The sequence below is a fragment of the Edwardsiella piscicida genome (genome assembly GCF_001896205.1).
In the GTDB taxonomy this organism is placed as follows: Bacteria; Pseudomonadota; Gammaproteobacteria; order Enterobacterales; family Enterobacteriaceae; genus Edwardsiella; species Edwardsiella piscicida.
Window position 1 is genome coordinate 3,395,021 of the sequence record NZ_MPNU01000001.1, and the last position, 12,766, is coordinate 3,407,786.

The window sequence follows — 12,766 nt, forward strand, 5'->3', positions numbered from 1 at the left end:
CGGGCCATGCACATTCCCTGACAAAACATCCTGTGGAGACCCCTATGAGCCAAGGCATAAATAATGATGCAACGCTCGGAACCCCCCGCCGCGCGGTGAAAAATCTGCGTTGGTGGATATTAATTCGTTTTTTTACTCGGAGTTACCGTTAATTATATTACACGTAACTCTCTCGGTATTCTGGCGCCGGAGCTCAAAGAGAGCCTCGGGATCACCACCGAACAATATTCGTGGATTGTCGGTGCCTTTCAGATTGCCTATACCCTCTTTCAGCCACTGTGCGGCTGGCTGATCGATGTGATTGGCCTGAAGATCGGGTTCGCCCTCTGCGCCATCCTGTGGGCCATCGCCTGTATCGCCCACGCCGGGGCAGGCAGCTGGCTCCAGCTGGCTATTCTGCGCTTCTTTATGGGCGGCGCCGAGGCGGCGGCCACCCCGGCCAACGCCAAAACCCTGGGCGAATGGTTCCCTAAATCCGAGCGTCCCATCGCCGCCGGCTGGGCGGGCGTCGGCTTCTCCATCGGAGCCATGCTGGCGCCGCCCATCATCTACTTTGCCCATGCCTCATTCGGCTGGCAGGGCGCCTTTATGTTTACCGGCGTGCTGGCGCTGATCTGGGTCGTCCTGTGGTGGCTGTTCTATCACAACCCGGAGCAGCACCCCAACCTAAGCCGCGCGGAGCTGGACTATATCAAGCAGGATCACGAGGCGCCGCCGGTCAAGCAGCCCTTCTTCACCGCCTTAAAGATCGTTGCGAAGAACAAGCGCTTCTACGGCATTGCCATTCCCGCCTTTATGGCGGAGCCCGCCTGGGCAGTACTCAGCTTCTGGGTGCCGCTGTACCTGGCCAAAGAGCACGGCATGGATCTGAAGCAGATAGCCATGTTCGCCTGGCTGCCGTTTCTGGCCGCCGATCTGGGCAGCATCGCCAGCGGCTACCTGACCCGCCTGTACACGCGCCTGTTCGGCTGCTCGCGCGTCAACTCGGTGGTCGCCAGCTCGGTGACCGGCGCGTTCATGATGATCTCCCTGGCGGTCGTCGCCATCACCCGCGATCCCTACATCACCATCGTCCTGATCTCCATCGGCGGCTTCGGCCACCAGATCATCTCCTGCATGCTGAGCGCCCTGGTGGTGGAGTCCTTCGACAAGGGGCAAATGGCCACCGTCAACGGCATGCGCGGCTCCGCCGCCTGGATCGCCAGCTTCCTCTTCTCGCTGCTTATCGGGGTGACCGCCGACAAAATCGGCTTCAACCCGCTGTTTATCGCCATGGGATTCTTTGACCTGATCGGGGCCTTTTTCCTGGTGACCTTTATTGCTGAACGCCGCGCCAAGCGCGCCTGATAGTGGAAAAAACGATGAAAACGCTGAAACACTGGAGTTTTGAAAAACGCACGGCCCACCATGTAGAGCTGCGGGTCGATGGGCAGCACACCCTGTGCCTGTATATGCTGGAGGAGCATCTGTTCCGCATCGTTCTGAAGCGAAAAGGCGCGCTGACCCTGGATCGCACCTGGAGCATCGCGCCGCAGCAGGATGTCCCCTGGGAGGGGCGTCAGCGCGACGATCTGAGCGGCTTTAGCCTGCCGACCTGGACGCTGGAGCAGCACCAGGATAGCCTGACCATCGCCACGGCGGCGCTGCGGGTCACGGTGCACCAGCCGCTATGGCTGGAGTGGCACTACCGCGATGAGCAGGGCGCATGGCAATACCTGGCCGGCGATCGCCCCACCAGCGCCTACCTGCTCAACCCCCACGGCGACGGCGTCGCGCACTATCTGCAGCGCCGTAAGGATGAGCGTTTTTATGGCCTGGGGGAAAAGGCCGGCGATCTGCTGCGCAACGGCAAACGCTATGAAATGCGCAATCTGGACGCCATGGGGTATAACGCCCGCAGCACCGATCCGCTGTACAAGCATATCCCCTTTACCATTACCCAACGCGACGACGTCAGCATGGGGCTGTTCTACGACAACCTGAGCAGCACCTGGCTGGATCTGGGCAATGAGATCGACAACTATCACACCGCCTATCGCCGCTGGCAGGCCGAGGCCGGCGATATCGACTACTACCTGTTCTGCGGCAAACGGGTGCTGGACATCACCAAGACGTTCGTCCGGCTGACCGGTAAAACCCTGTTCGGCCCGAAGTGGAGCCTGGGCTACAGCGGCTCCACCATGCACTACACCGATGCGCCGGATGCCCAGAACCAGCTGATGAACTTTATCCGTCTCTGTCAGGATCACGCGATCCCCTGCGATTCGTTCCAGCTCTCCTCTGGCTATACCTCGATTAACGGTAAACGCTATGTCTTCAACTGGAACTACGACAAAGTGCCGCAGCCCAAGGTGATGAGCCAGGCCTTTCACGACGCCGGGATCCGGCTGGCGGCCAACATCAAGCCGTGCCTGCTGCAGGATCACCCCCGCTACGCAGAGGCGGCGGCGCAGGGGCTGTTCATCCGCGACTCGGAGAGCGAGGCCCCGGAGCGTTCCACCTTCTGGGACGATGAGGGATCGCACCTGGATTTTACCAACCCGCACACCGTCGCCTGGTGGCAAAACGGGGTCACGACCCAGCTGCTGGAGATGGGGATCGACGCCACCTGGAATGACAACAACGAATTCGAAGTGTGGGACGGCGAAGCCCGCTGCCACGGCTTTGGCCAGCCGATCGCCATCAAGCAGATCCGCCCGGTGATGCCGCTGCTGATGATGCGCGCCTCGATGGAGGCACAGCAGCGCTTTGCCCCCCATCTGCGCCCCTACCTGATCTCCCGCTCCGGCTGCGCCGGCATGCAGCGCTACGTCCAAACCTGGAGCGGCGACAACCGCACCAGCTGGGAGACCCTGCGCTACAACACCCGCATGGGGGTCGGTATGAGCCTGTCCGGGCTGTTTAACGTCGGCCACGACGTCGGCGGTTTCTCCGGCGATAAGCCCGATCCGGAGCTGTTCGTGCGCTGGGTACAGAACGGCGTCATGCACCCGCGCTTTACCATCCATTCATGGAACGATGATCAGACGGTCAACGAGCCCTGGATGTACCCGGCCATCACCCCAGCCATCCGCGGCGCCATCGAACTGCGCTATCGCCTGCTGCCCTACCTGTACACCCTGCTATGGCAGGCCCACGCTGACGACGAGCCGATGCTGCGCCCCACCTTTCTCGACCATCAGCACGACGCGAAGACTTTCGCCGAGTGCGACGACTTCCTGCTGGGCCGCGATATTCTGGTGGCCAGCGTCGTCGAACCGGGTGCCCGCACGCGCCGGGTCTGGCTGCCCGATAACGGCGGCGGCTGGTATGACTTTTATAGCGAGGCGTGGTTCTGCGGGGGACAGTGGATCACGCTGGACGCCGCGCTGGAAAGACTGCCGCTGCTGGTGCGCGCCGGCGCCGGATTGCCGCTGAGCGAGCGCGTCCGCCACGTCGATAGCGCCGCCGACGATCGCCGCGAACTCAGGCTATTCCCGCGGCAGGGCTGCGGCAGCGATTCAGGCCTGCTGTTTGAGGACGACGGCGAAAGCTGGGGCTACCAGCAGGGAAATGCGCTGTGGCTGACGTGGGAAATGACCTGCAGCGCCACGCAGATCGCGCTCAGCGTGACGCCGCGCGGCCAGTACCGACCGGCCTGGCGCCAGCTGCGAGTCACCCTGCCCAAGGGGGAGCGCCGTCAGCTGCTGATCAACGGCGTCGCGACCGACGCGTGGCACATCGACTAAACCGAACGGTGCCTGAGTACGGTTGCACGCTCAGGCGCCGAATGGCTACGCCTGCGCCGCCCCGCGGCGACGGGCGTCCATGGCATAGGCGGTTAACGCCTCATAGCTCCGACGGTCGACGATAAACAGAATGCTGAACAGGAAAATCAGCATAAAGATCACCGCGCTGCCAAAGGCCAGCGGAAAACCATAGGCCGACGCGATGGCGGTCAGGATCAGGGAGTTCAACGCCCCCATCATATTCAGCACCCCGTTAAAAATGCCGTAGACCATGCCGGTCGACGCCTGATTGGGAGAGATATCGATAATGTTGACCGCCCACGCGCCGACGGTCAGGTTCATTAACAGCTGCACCATCCCGATCAGGATAGCGGTCATCTGCCCCAGCCCGCTTCTCGCCGTCATCAGCGACGCCACCACGCACAGCACCGCCAAAAACATCGGCAGCGCCGTCCCAATGCGCCGGGCCGTCAGACGGCGATATTTTTTCACCAGGCGATCGTTAAAGGGGCCGGAGAGCACAAAGCCGATAAACCCCATAAACGCGCCCAGGCTGGACCACAGGGCACTCTTCAGAATATCCATGTGGAAGGTGTAATACATATAGCTGGGAACCCAGTTGAGAAAGGTAAACAAAATATAGCCAAACGTCAGGTAAATCAGCAGCATCCCTATACCGGTGCGCGAGGTAAACACCCGACGGATCCCCGGCCAGTCAACCTTCTCCTGCGCGGCATTCGCCAGATTACCGATCAGCGCCAGCTCCTCTTGGCTAACCCGCTTATCGCTGGCCGGGGTGTCTCGCACCACGAACAGCCACAGCGGCAGCAGCAGCAGGCCCGCGCCGCCAAAAATAACGAACGCCCAGCGCCAGCCCAGGGCGACCACGATCCAGCCGACCAAAATAGAGCCGATGGCCGGCCCCAGATACTGCCCTGAGCCCGCCAGCGTATAGGCGGTCGAACGCTCGCCCGGCGGCGCCCAGCTGTTGGCGGCCTTGGCATTAAACGGCCAGATCGGCGCCTCGCCGACCCCCATCAAACCACGGAGAATAAACCATCCGGTGAGCGTGGTGGCAAAGGGCGAGGCGATGGTAAACAGCGACCACCAGCCAAAGGCGGCAAAGATCCCCCAGCGTAGGCCCAGCTTATCCGCCAGCCAGCCGCCGGGGAAATTAAACAGGGCATAGGCCATGCCCCAGACAAAAGAGATATCGCCGATCTGCGCAAGGCTAAAGTGCAAATCTTTCTGAATCTCCGGAATCGACACGGAAAAGTTAACCCTATCCATATAATTAATCGCGATGACTATAAACATCAGCAATATAATTAAATAACGCCGCCTGGTCATAAACACTCCTTAGATATGGGGCGTTATCACACCACCGGCGCCGCGTCATCTTTTGTGATAAAACTCAAATTCACGGGTAACACTTTCCCCCGTTTTATTTCAACAAGCCCCTTTTTGTTAGGGTATATGTGGCAGAGATCCTCCGGAAAAAGTGCGCGTTCTCGGCGTCGAGCGTAATGCGATGGCGGCGCCTCAACAATAAAACCCGCCGACCGGTACAGGCTACGTTTATCTTTCGCGGCGCATACTGTCCATAACCCGTTCATTCCCCCAGAGGAGAGTAGATATGTTCAGCGCAACATCAGACGAACCTCCATCGTTCGGCAACGCGACGGACTGACGATTCTGAACACCCGCTCATGCGTAAGTAAGAATAGTCAATCCACGCGCCGCATATTGCCCGACGCGACTGCAGATTATTTTTAACCTATACGCTTAATCGAGGTGTAGTATGTTTTATATCGACACGTTATTCCCTGACTATATCAGTTCACAGGTGGTCAACCGGGCATCGAGCGCCGCTACGCTCGATAACGCCTACGATCATCATCCCCAGCGGGATACGCCGGCGTCTGGCGGGAAATCGACGCTGGGCGCCGCGATTCGCGCCTTTTCGAATAGCATGGCTGAAAAACGCCGGCAGCGAATTATTGACCAGGTCAACGCAGTAATTCCCTAACAACAGCCCCGGCGTATTCACTGCGCTATCCACCGCGCAGTGAATGGCCGCGATATGCGCGGCGCCAGGGGCAAGCCCGCCTGCGGACTGGCGGCCACGGCGCGTCACTTCAGCACAAAGTCATACTGAATACCGCCCTTAATATCCCAATAGTTCAGACGATCGCCCAGGTGGCTACCCGGGCGTTTCTCCCGCGTACGATCGGCGCAGTACAGATTCAGATAATTCCAACCCATTGATCATCAATACAAATCAAATACAGAAATACAATTAACTCTGCACATTTATATAAATGATGACTAAAAATAGACCCGCTAAAATAGAGAGAAGCCTCTCTCCATGAATCGCGCTGTCTACAGGAAGGGATCATTATGGCGTTATCTACCCCGCTGATGTTGGTACTGATTGGGTTAAGCGCCCTGCTGGCGCAATGGGCCGCCTGGTCACTGCGCCTACCGGCCATACTGCTGCTGCTCTTGTTTGGGATTGCTCTCGGCCCGGTCACCCACCTGGTTCAGCCCGACCGACTCTTTGGCGAGCTGCTGTTTCCCCTCGTCTCCCTGTCGGTGGCGATCATCCTGTTCGAAGGCGCGCTGACGCTGCGCCTAGAGGAGATACGCGGCCTGGGCGGCGTCGTGCGTAACCTGGTCAGCATCGGCATGCTGGCCACCTTCGCCGTCATCGGCCTCGCCTGTTGGTGGCTGCTGCGGCTGCCGCCGGAGCTGGCGGCGCTGATCGGCGCGGTAACCGTGGTCACCGGCCCCACGGTGATCGCCCCCCTGATGCGCGTGGTGCGCCCGAACGCCAGCGTCAACCAGGTGCTGCGCTGGGAGGGAATCATCATCGATCCCATCGGCGCTATCTTCACGCTGTTGGTCTTTGAATTCATCGTCCTGCAGCAAAGCGCCCAGTCTTACGGCCATCTTTTCTGGACACTGGGCAGCACCGTCCTGGTCGGCCTGCTCGTCGGGCTGGCGTGCGGCTACCTTATCGGCGTCAGCCTGCGCCGCGCCTGGGTGCCGAGCTATCTGCAGAACCTGGCGGTCCTCGCCTCGATGCTGGCCGCATTCGGCCTGTCGAACGCCATCGCCGACGAGTCGGGGTTACTGACCGTCACGGTGATCGGCATACTGCTGGCCAACATGCGCGATGTCGACACCAGCGATATCCTCGCCTTTAAGGAGGAGCTCTCCGTCATCCTGATCTCCGCCCTCTTCATCATCCTGGCGGCGCGCCTCGATATCGCGGCGCTCTGGCAAATGGGCTGGCCGCTCATCGGGGTGCTGTGCGTCGTGCAGTTCATCGCCCGGCCGCTGTGCATCGCCGTCTCCACCTGGCGATCTTCGCTGCAGTGGCGCGAGCGGCTATTGCTCAGCTGGATCGCGCCGCGCGGCATCGTCGCCGCGGCCGTCAGCTCCCTCTTTGCCCTGACGCTGCAGCGCAGCGGCTACCCAGATGCCGGACGGCTGGTGACGGTGGTGTTCGCCATCATCATCGGCACCGTCATCCTGCAGAGCCTGACCAGCCGCTTCGTGGCCCGCCTGCTGCGCGTCCAGCAGCGTAAGCCGCGCGGCGTGCTGATCATCGGGGCCAATAGCGTGGCCCGCCTGCTGGCCCAGGCGCTGATCAAGCTGGAGATCCCCGTCATCGTCAGCGACAGCAGCTGGGAGTATTACCGCCAGGCGCGCATGGAGGGGATCCCCGCCTATTACGGCCACGCCTATTCTGAGCATGCGGAAAACTACCTCAATCTCGGCGAGACGGCGCGGGTGTTCGCCCTGTCGCCCAACCGCCACCAGAATGCCCTGGCCATCTACCACTTCGGCCATATTCTCGGCGATGAGAACGTCTTCGCGATCCGCTCCGGCTCACCGCTGAAGGGACGCGGCGATCGCGCGGAGAGCGCGCGTTTCCGCCGCCACGAGAGCCTTTTCAATCACGAGGCCAGCTACGGGAAGCTGAGTAGCCTGATCGCCAAAGGCGCCACCATCAAGGTCACGCGCCTAAATCAGAACTTCGGCTGGCCGGAGTACCTGGCGATGCACCAGGGCGTCATTCCGCTGTTTACCCTGTCGGAGAGCGGAAAGCTCCAGCCCGTGCGCGCCGACAGCGCGCCTGCGGCCCCCTGCACCCTGATCGCGCTGGTACAGCGCGACGGCGAGGCGGACCCCGCCCCCCGCGCCTGATGCCGCCTGGGAGCGCGCCACCGCCGAGGCCATCTCCGCCGAGCTGGGATTTAACGGGTAGGCCGCGCGCGGGCCAGACGTCGCCGCGCCAGCGCACCCACGGGGGCCGGGCGCGGCGCTTCACTGACCGTAGTAGGCAGCGGCGCCGTGCTTGCGCAGGTAGTGACGATCCAGCAGCGGCTGCTGCATCCGGCTCAGGCCGGGGGTAAGCTGCTGGGCGAACAGCCCCATGTAGGCGCACTCCTCCAGCACCACCGCGTTATGCACCGCGTCGGCGGCATCCGCGCCCCAGGCGAAAGGGCCATGCGCGTAGACCAGCGCCGCGGGGATCTGGCTGGGATCCAGGCCGCGCCGCTCAAAGGTTTCGATGATCACCGCGCCGGTCTGGTATTCGTAGTCGCCCTCGATCTCCGCTTCGCTCAGCGGGCGGGTACAGGGAATGGCGCCATAGAAGTAGTCGGCGTGGGTGGTGCCCCAGGCGGGCAGATCGCGCCCCGCCTGCGCCCAGATGGTGGCATGGCGCGAATGGGTATGCACGATCCCGCCGATCTGGGGATAGCGGCGGTACAGCGCCAGGTGGGTCGCCGTATCGGAAGAGGGCTTATAGCGCCCCTCGACCACCCGTCCGCTGGCGATCTCCACCACCACCAGGTCCGCCGCCGTCATCGCCCGGTAGTCAACGCCGGAGGGCTTGATCACCATCAGCTCGCCGTCGCTATCCCGTCCGCTGACGTTGCCCCAGGTAAAGGTCACCAGGTGATGCTGCGGCAGCGCCAGATTGGCGGCCAGCACCGCCTCTTTCAATGGTGCTAGCATATCAGTCCCCCCTCCTGCATCCGCGCCGTGATCCAGCGACGCGCCTGGATCACCTCCAGCAGCGGCTCCGGCGCCGCTTCATTCCACATCTCAATGACAAAGGCACCGCGGTAGTTCAGCTGCCGCAGCGTGCGAAACGCCCCGACAAAGTCGACGCAGCCCGCGCCGAAGGGAACGTCGCGGAACTGCCCCGGCTCGTCGACTGTCACCGGATAGGTGTCCTTCAGGTGGATCGCCGCAATACGATCGATCCCCAGCCGCAGCTCAGCGGCGACATCGTTGCCCCAGGCGCTGAGGTTGCCGAGATCCGGATAGACGCTGAACCACGGGGAGGCCATCAGCGCCTCCCACGTCTTCCACTTGCTGATGGCGTTCATGAAGGCGGTATCCATGATCTCCACCGCCAGCATCACCTGAGCGGCGGCCGCCTGCGCCACCGCCCGGGCCAGCCCGTCGGCGAAGCGCCGCTCGCTGTCGTCATCGTGGGGCTCATAGTAGACGTCATAGCCCGCCAGTTGGATGGTACGGATCCCCAGATCGCGCGCCAGCCCGATAGCCTGGGTCATGATCTCTTCGCCACGCTGGCGCAGCGCGGGATCGCGGCTGCCCAAGGGAAAGCGACGATGGGCCGATAGGCACAGGGAGGGGACGGCGATCCCGCTCTCCAGGATCGCCCCGCTCAGGGCATGGCGTTCGGCGCGCGACCAGCTCAGGCGCGCCAGACGCTCATCGCTCTCATCCAGCGACATCTCGACAAAATCGAAGCCGCAGCCCTTGGCCAGCGCCAGACGCTCCGGCCAAGAGAGATGGCGCGGCAGCGCCTTTTCGTAAATCCCCAGCGGATGCTTTTTCATGTTTTATCTCCCCAAAGGTCCTGAATCTGTCGTTGAAACGCCTGCGCCGCCTGCTGCGGCTCCGCCGCGCCATACAGCGCCCGCCCGGCGATAAACGCCTTAACGTCGATGTGGCGAAAGTAGGCCAGATCCGCCGGGACAACCCCGCCGGTGACGGAGATCTGCAGCCCGAGATCCGACAGCCGCGCCATGCGCGTCAGATCCGCCGTGCCCCACTGCTGCCCGCTGGCCTGGGCGTCGCGCCCGCGGTGGTAAATGGCCTGACGGACGCCGAGACGCCGCCAGGCCCGGGCATCGTCCAGCGTCCAGTGGCCAAACAGCTCTATCTGAATCTCGCCGCCGCGCGCCTGCGCCGCCCGCTGGGCCTGCTCGACCGTCGCCAGCGGCGCGGCACAGATCACCGTCATCCAGTCAGCGCCAGCCTCCAGCGCCTGTGACGCCAGCAGTGCCCCGGCGTCGGCCACTTTCCAGTCGGCCACCAGAGGCCGCTCAGGGCAGCAGCGACGCAGGGCCTTCAGCGCCGCCGTCCCCTGGTTGAGACACAGGATGGTGCCGGCCTCGATGATATCTACATAGGGATAAAGCACCGCGGCAGCCCGCAGCGCCGAGTCCAGATCGCGCTGGTCCAGCGCCAACTGCAGTCCCGGTCGGCTCATTGAGGTTCCTCCTGTTGCTCGCGCGCCGCACTCGCGGCGTGCCAGTCGCGCAGGGCCACAGTCAGCGACTGATAACGTTGATATTTCGCCTGATAGGCGGCATAGATCGCGGGGTCGGGGTACAGGATCTGCGGTGCGGACGGCTGCCAAAGCGCGGCGTCGATGCCCCCATCGATACCCGCCTGCGCCATCATCGCGGCACCCATACAGCCGGTCTCCTCTACCTGCGGCAGCGCCACCGGCAGCCCGCTGGCGTCGGCCAGCATCTGCATCCAGGGGCGCGAGCGCGCCGGGCCGCCGGTCACCCGCAGCGTCCTGACCTGGGTAAAGCGGGCGCGCATGCGCGCCAGATGGGTCATATGGCTAAAGATCACCCCCTCATACACCGCCTGCAGCAGATGATCGCGCTGGTGCAGCGCCTGCAGGCCATAGAAACCGCCGGTCAGCGCCGCGCCCGCGTTGCTGCCGTACAGAAAGGGGAGAAAGAACAGATCGCTGCCCGCCCGCGGCAGGCGCTCCACCAGGCGATTGACCTGCTCCAGCGGCAGATCCCCCCACTGCGCGCGCAGCCACTCCAGATTGGCGGCGGAGGTCGGGCTGGCCTCATGGACGATATAGCGTCCGGGAAAGGCGTAGTGGCCGTACACATAGGGGTAGGGCTCCCCCTCCTCCAGCCGGTCGGCCAGGCCGCTGGTCACCGCCCAGGTCCCCATCACCGCATTCAGGGTATGCTCATCCTGCAGGCCGGCGCACAGGGCGGTGGCAACCACATCGAACAGCCCCCCGACCAGCGGGGTGCCGGGGCGCAGCCCGGTGAGCGCCGCCGCCTCGGGGCTCACCGCCGCGCACACCTGCGACGAGCCGACCAGCGGCGGTAAGGCCGCATCCATCTCCGCAATCCCCAGCCACGCCGTCAGGCGGCTGTCGAAACCGGCGTCGGCCATGCTGTACAGGTTGGACTCCGACATATTGCTCAGCTCGCCCCCCTTCACCCCGCTCAGACACCAGCGCAGATAGTCGTGCGCCATCAACACGCAGCCGATCTGGCGATAGCGCTGCGGCTGATGCTCTTTCAGCCAGCGCAGCAGCGTCGCCGGGTGCCCGCTCCACAGCGCCTGGCGCGTCAGCGGGTACAGACGCTGCGCCACCCCGTCACGCTGCCAGCGTTGCACAATCGCCTGCGCGCGCCGATCGGAGGAGAGGATGGCATGGCCCAGAGGCCTATCCTGTTTATCCAACAGAAATAGCCCCTTCCCCTGCGCCGAGATCCCCACGCCGCGGATCGCCTGCCCCGCCGTCGCCGACTGCGCCAGCAGATCGCGGATAGCTCGGGCGCACTGCTGCCACAACAGCCGCATATCCCGTTCGGCCCAGCCGGGACAGGGTGAAATCAGCGCCAGCGGCTGACGCACAATGGCGCATTCACGCCCCAACGCATCGTACAGCCCGGCCTTAAGCCAGGTGCCGCCGCAGTCAATGCCCAACCAATACGCCATGATCAACCGTCCTTATTGCGTCTGCTCAATCGCCTGTAACAGCGCCGCTTCCTGCGGATGCGCCTGCAGGAACATGTCGCGCACCTGGCTACCCAGCGCCTCGGCGAATGCCCGGCGATCGGGCTGCACTATCACCTCGACCCCGCTCTCTCGCATCCCGGCGATGATGCGCTGCTGATCCTCCACCACCCGCTGGCGCTGATACTCTCCCGCCTCGCGCGCCGCGCTCAGCAGCGCCTGCTGCTGGTCGGGCTCCAGCGTCTGAAACCGCTTCAGATTCATCACCACGATCAGCGGCGAATAGGCGTGGTGCGTCAGGGTCAGGTACCTCTGCACCTCATAGAATTTGGCCGACCAGGTCACATTGATCGGATGCTCCTGGGCATCGATGGTGCGCGTCTCCAGCGCGGTATACACCTCCGAAAAAGGCATCGGCAGCGGATTAGCGCCCAGCAGACGAAAGGCGGCGATGTTCATCGGACTGTTGTTGGTGCGGATCTTCAGCCCCTTGAGATCGGCGGGCGTCTGTATCGGGCGGCGTGAGTTCGTCACGTCGCGCCAGCCGTTTTCCCAGTAGGCCAGCCCCTTTAGCCCCACCGTCTCCAGGCGGCTGAGCAGCGCCGCGCCGATCTCGCCGTCCAGCACCCGGTAGGCGTGCTCGGTATCGCGAAACAGAAAGGGGATATCCAGCACATTGAGCGCCGGTAGCAGACCGGCAAAGTTATTGGTGCCGCTCATCTCCATATCGATGCTGCCGCTGCGCACGCCGCTGATCATCGCCTGAGCGTTGCCCAGCGTACTGTCTGGAAACAGGCGCAGACTCAGCGCGCCCTGCGTGCGCGCCTCCAGCAGGCTTCTGAACTTTTCAGCCGCCTGGTGCTGAGAGTCGCTTTGTGAAGTCTCATAGCCAAAGCGCAGGGACTGCGCCGCCAGCGACGGCGGCGACAGTAGCGATACGGAGAGGAGCAAGGCAGAGATCGGAGCGAAGCATTTCATCGGTC

General features: G+C 63.2%; 9 protein-coding genes and 2 pseudogenes. 4 read left to right on the top strand and 7 right to left on the bottom strand.

All coding sequences use genetic code 11. From position 1 onward, the window contains the following. Window positions 1–44 precede the first annotated feature (44 nt). Window positions 45–1,347: pseudogene (locus BRD58_RS15660) on the top strand (MFS transporter). A 14-nt stretch (window positions 1,348–1,361) separates the two neighbouring features. Beyond that, window positions 1,362–3,728 carry a glycoside hydrolase family 31 protein gene (locus BRD58_RS15665; RefSeq protein ID WP_073383586.1) on the top strand — a complete coding sequence of 789 codons (2,367 nt, stop codon included), beginning with the start codon at window positions 1,362–1,364 and terminating at the stop codon, window positions 3,726–3,728. 45 nt (window positions 3,729–3,773) lie between these two features. Here the strand turns inward: BRD58_RS15665 and BRD58_RS15670 are convergent, their stop codons facing one another. Continuing rightward, the gene (locus tag BRD58_RS15670; RefSeq protein ID WP_069579334.1) at window positions 3,774–5,078 is read right to left on the bottom strand and encodes an MFS transporter; all 1,305 of its coding nucleotides are present in this window, start codon (window positions 5,076–5,078) and stop codon (window positions 3,774–3,776) included. 451 nt (window positions 5,079–5,529) lie between these two features. On the opposite strand from BRD58_RS15670, the gene BRD58_RS15675 reads away from it, so the two are divergent. Next, entirely contained in the window at window positions 5,530–5,757 is a 228-nt protein-coding gene (locus tag BRD58_RS15675; protein ID WP_073383596.1) for a hypothetical protein, read from the top strand. A 104-nt stretch (window positions 5,758–5,861) separates the two neighbouring features. Here BRD58_RS15675 and BRD58_RS18280 read toward each other — a convergent pair. Then, window positions 5,862–5,963 (bottom strand): annotated as a pseudogene (locus BRD58_RS18280) (hypothetical protein); the annotation flags it as partial. 165 nt (window positions 5,964–6,128) lie between these two features. On the opposite strand from BRD58_RS18280, the gene BRD58_RS15680 reads away from it, so the two are divergent. Beyond that, entirely contained in the window at window positions 6,129–7,943 is a 1,815-nt protein-coding gene (locus BRD58_RS15680; RefSeq protein WP_015462328.1) for a cation:proton antiporter, read from the top strand. Window positions 7,944–8,063: 120 nt separating this feature from the next. On the opposite strand, the gene araD is transcribed toward BRD58_RS15680, so the two are convergent. From araD to BRD58_RS15705, 5 genes are read right to left on the bottom strand one after another with little or no spacing between them, the layout of a single operon-like run. Continuing rightward, a complete protein-coding gene (gene araD, locus BRD58_RS15685) occupies window positions 8,064–8,759 on the bottom strand; it encodes an L-ribulose-5-phosphate 4-epimerase (RefSeq protein ID WP_034168439.1) in 696 nt (231 codons plus the stop codon). Beyond that, window positions 8,753–9,613 (bottom strand): L-ribulose-5-phosphate 3-epimerase, encoded by an 861-nt coding sequence (locus tag BRD58_RS15690; RefSeq protein WP_073383600.1) that lies wholly within the window; start codon window positions 9,611–9,613, stop codon window positions 8,753–8,755. The genes araD and BRD58_RS15690 overlap by 7 nt, the downstream gene beginning before the upstream one ends. After that, complete coding sequence (ulaD, locus tag BRD58_RS15695) at window positions 9,610–10,269, bottom strand: 3-keto-L-gulonate-6-phosphate decarboxylase UlaD (protein ID WP_073383604.1); 660 nt, start codon at window positions 10,267–10,269, stop codon at window positions 9,610–9,612. Before ulaD ends, BRD58_RS15690 begins: the two co-directional genes overlap by 4 nt. Beyond that, the gene (locus tag BRD58_RS15700; protein WP_139263916.1) at window positions 10,266–11,768 is read right to left on the bottom strand and encodes an FGGY-family carbohydrate kinase; all 1,503 of its coding nucleotides are present in this window, start codon (window positions 11,766–11,768) and stop codon (window positions 10,266–10,268) included. The genes ulaD and BRD58_RS15700 overlap by 4 nt, the downstream gene beginning before the upstream one ends. 9 nt (window positions 11,769–11,777) lie before the next feature. Further along, entirely contained in the window at window positions 11,778–12,761 is a 984-nt protein-coding gene (locus tag BRD58_RS15705; protein WP_034168442.1) for a TRAP transporter substrate-binding protein, read from the bottom strand. Between the last annotated feature and the right edge of the window lie 5 nt (window positions 12,762–12,766).

Bases quoted from the DNA above. Each gene is read 5' to 3' on its own strand.
- BRD58_RS15690 (WP_073383600.1), bottom strand. From the start codon at position 9,613: ATGAAAAAGCATCCGCTGGGGATTTACGAAAAGGCGCTGCCGCGCCAT.
- araD (WP_034168439.1), bottom strand. From the start codon at position 8,759: ATGCTAGCACCATTGAAAGAGGCGGTGCTGGCCGCCAATCTGGCGCTG.
- ulaD (WP_073383604.1), bottom strand. From the start codon at position 10,269: ATGAGCCGACCGGGACTGCAGTTGGCGCTGGACCAGCGCGATCTGGAC.
- BRD58_RS15705 (WP_034168442.1), bottom strand. From the start codon at position 12,761: ATGAAATGCTTCGCTCCGATCTCTGCCTTGCTCCTCTCCGTATCGCTA.
- BRD58_RS15675 (WP_073383596.1), top strand. From the start codon at position 5,530: ATGTTTTATATCGACACGTTATTCCCTGACTATATCAGTTCACAGGTG.
- BRD58_RS15665 (WP_073383586.1), top strand. From the start codon at position 1,362: ATGAAAACGCTGAAACACTGGAGTTTTGAAAAACGCACGGCCCACCAT.
- BRD58_RS15680 (WP_015462328.1), top strand. From the start codon at position 6,129: ATGGCGTTATCTACCCCGCTGATGTTGGTACTGATTGGGTTAAGCGCC.
- BRD58_RS15670 (WP_069579334.1), bottom strand. From the start codon at position 5,078: ATGACCAGGCGGCGTTATTTAATTATATTGCTGATGTTTATAGTCATC.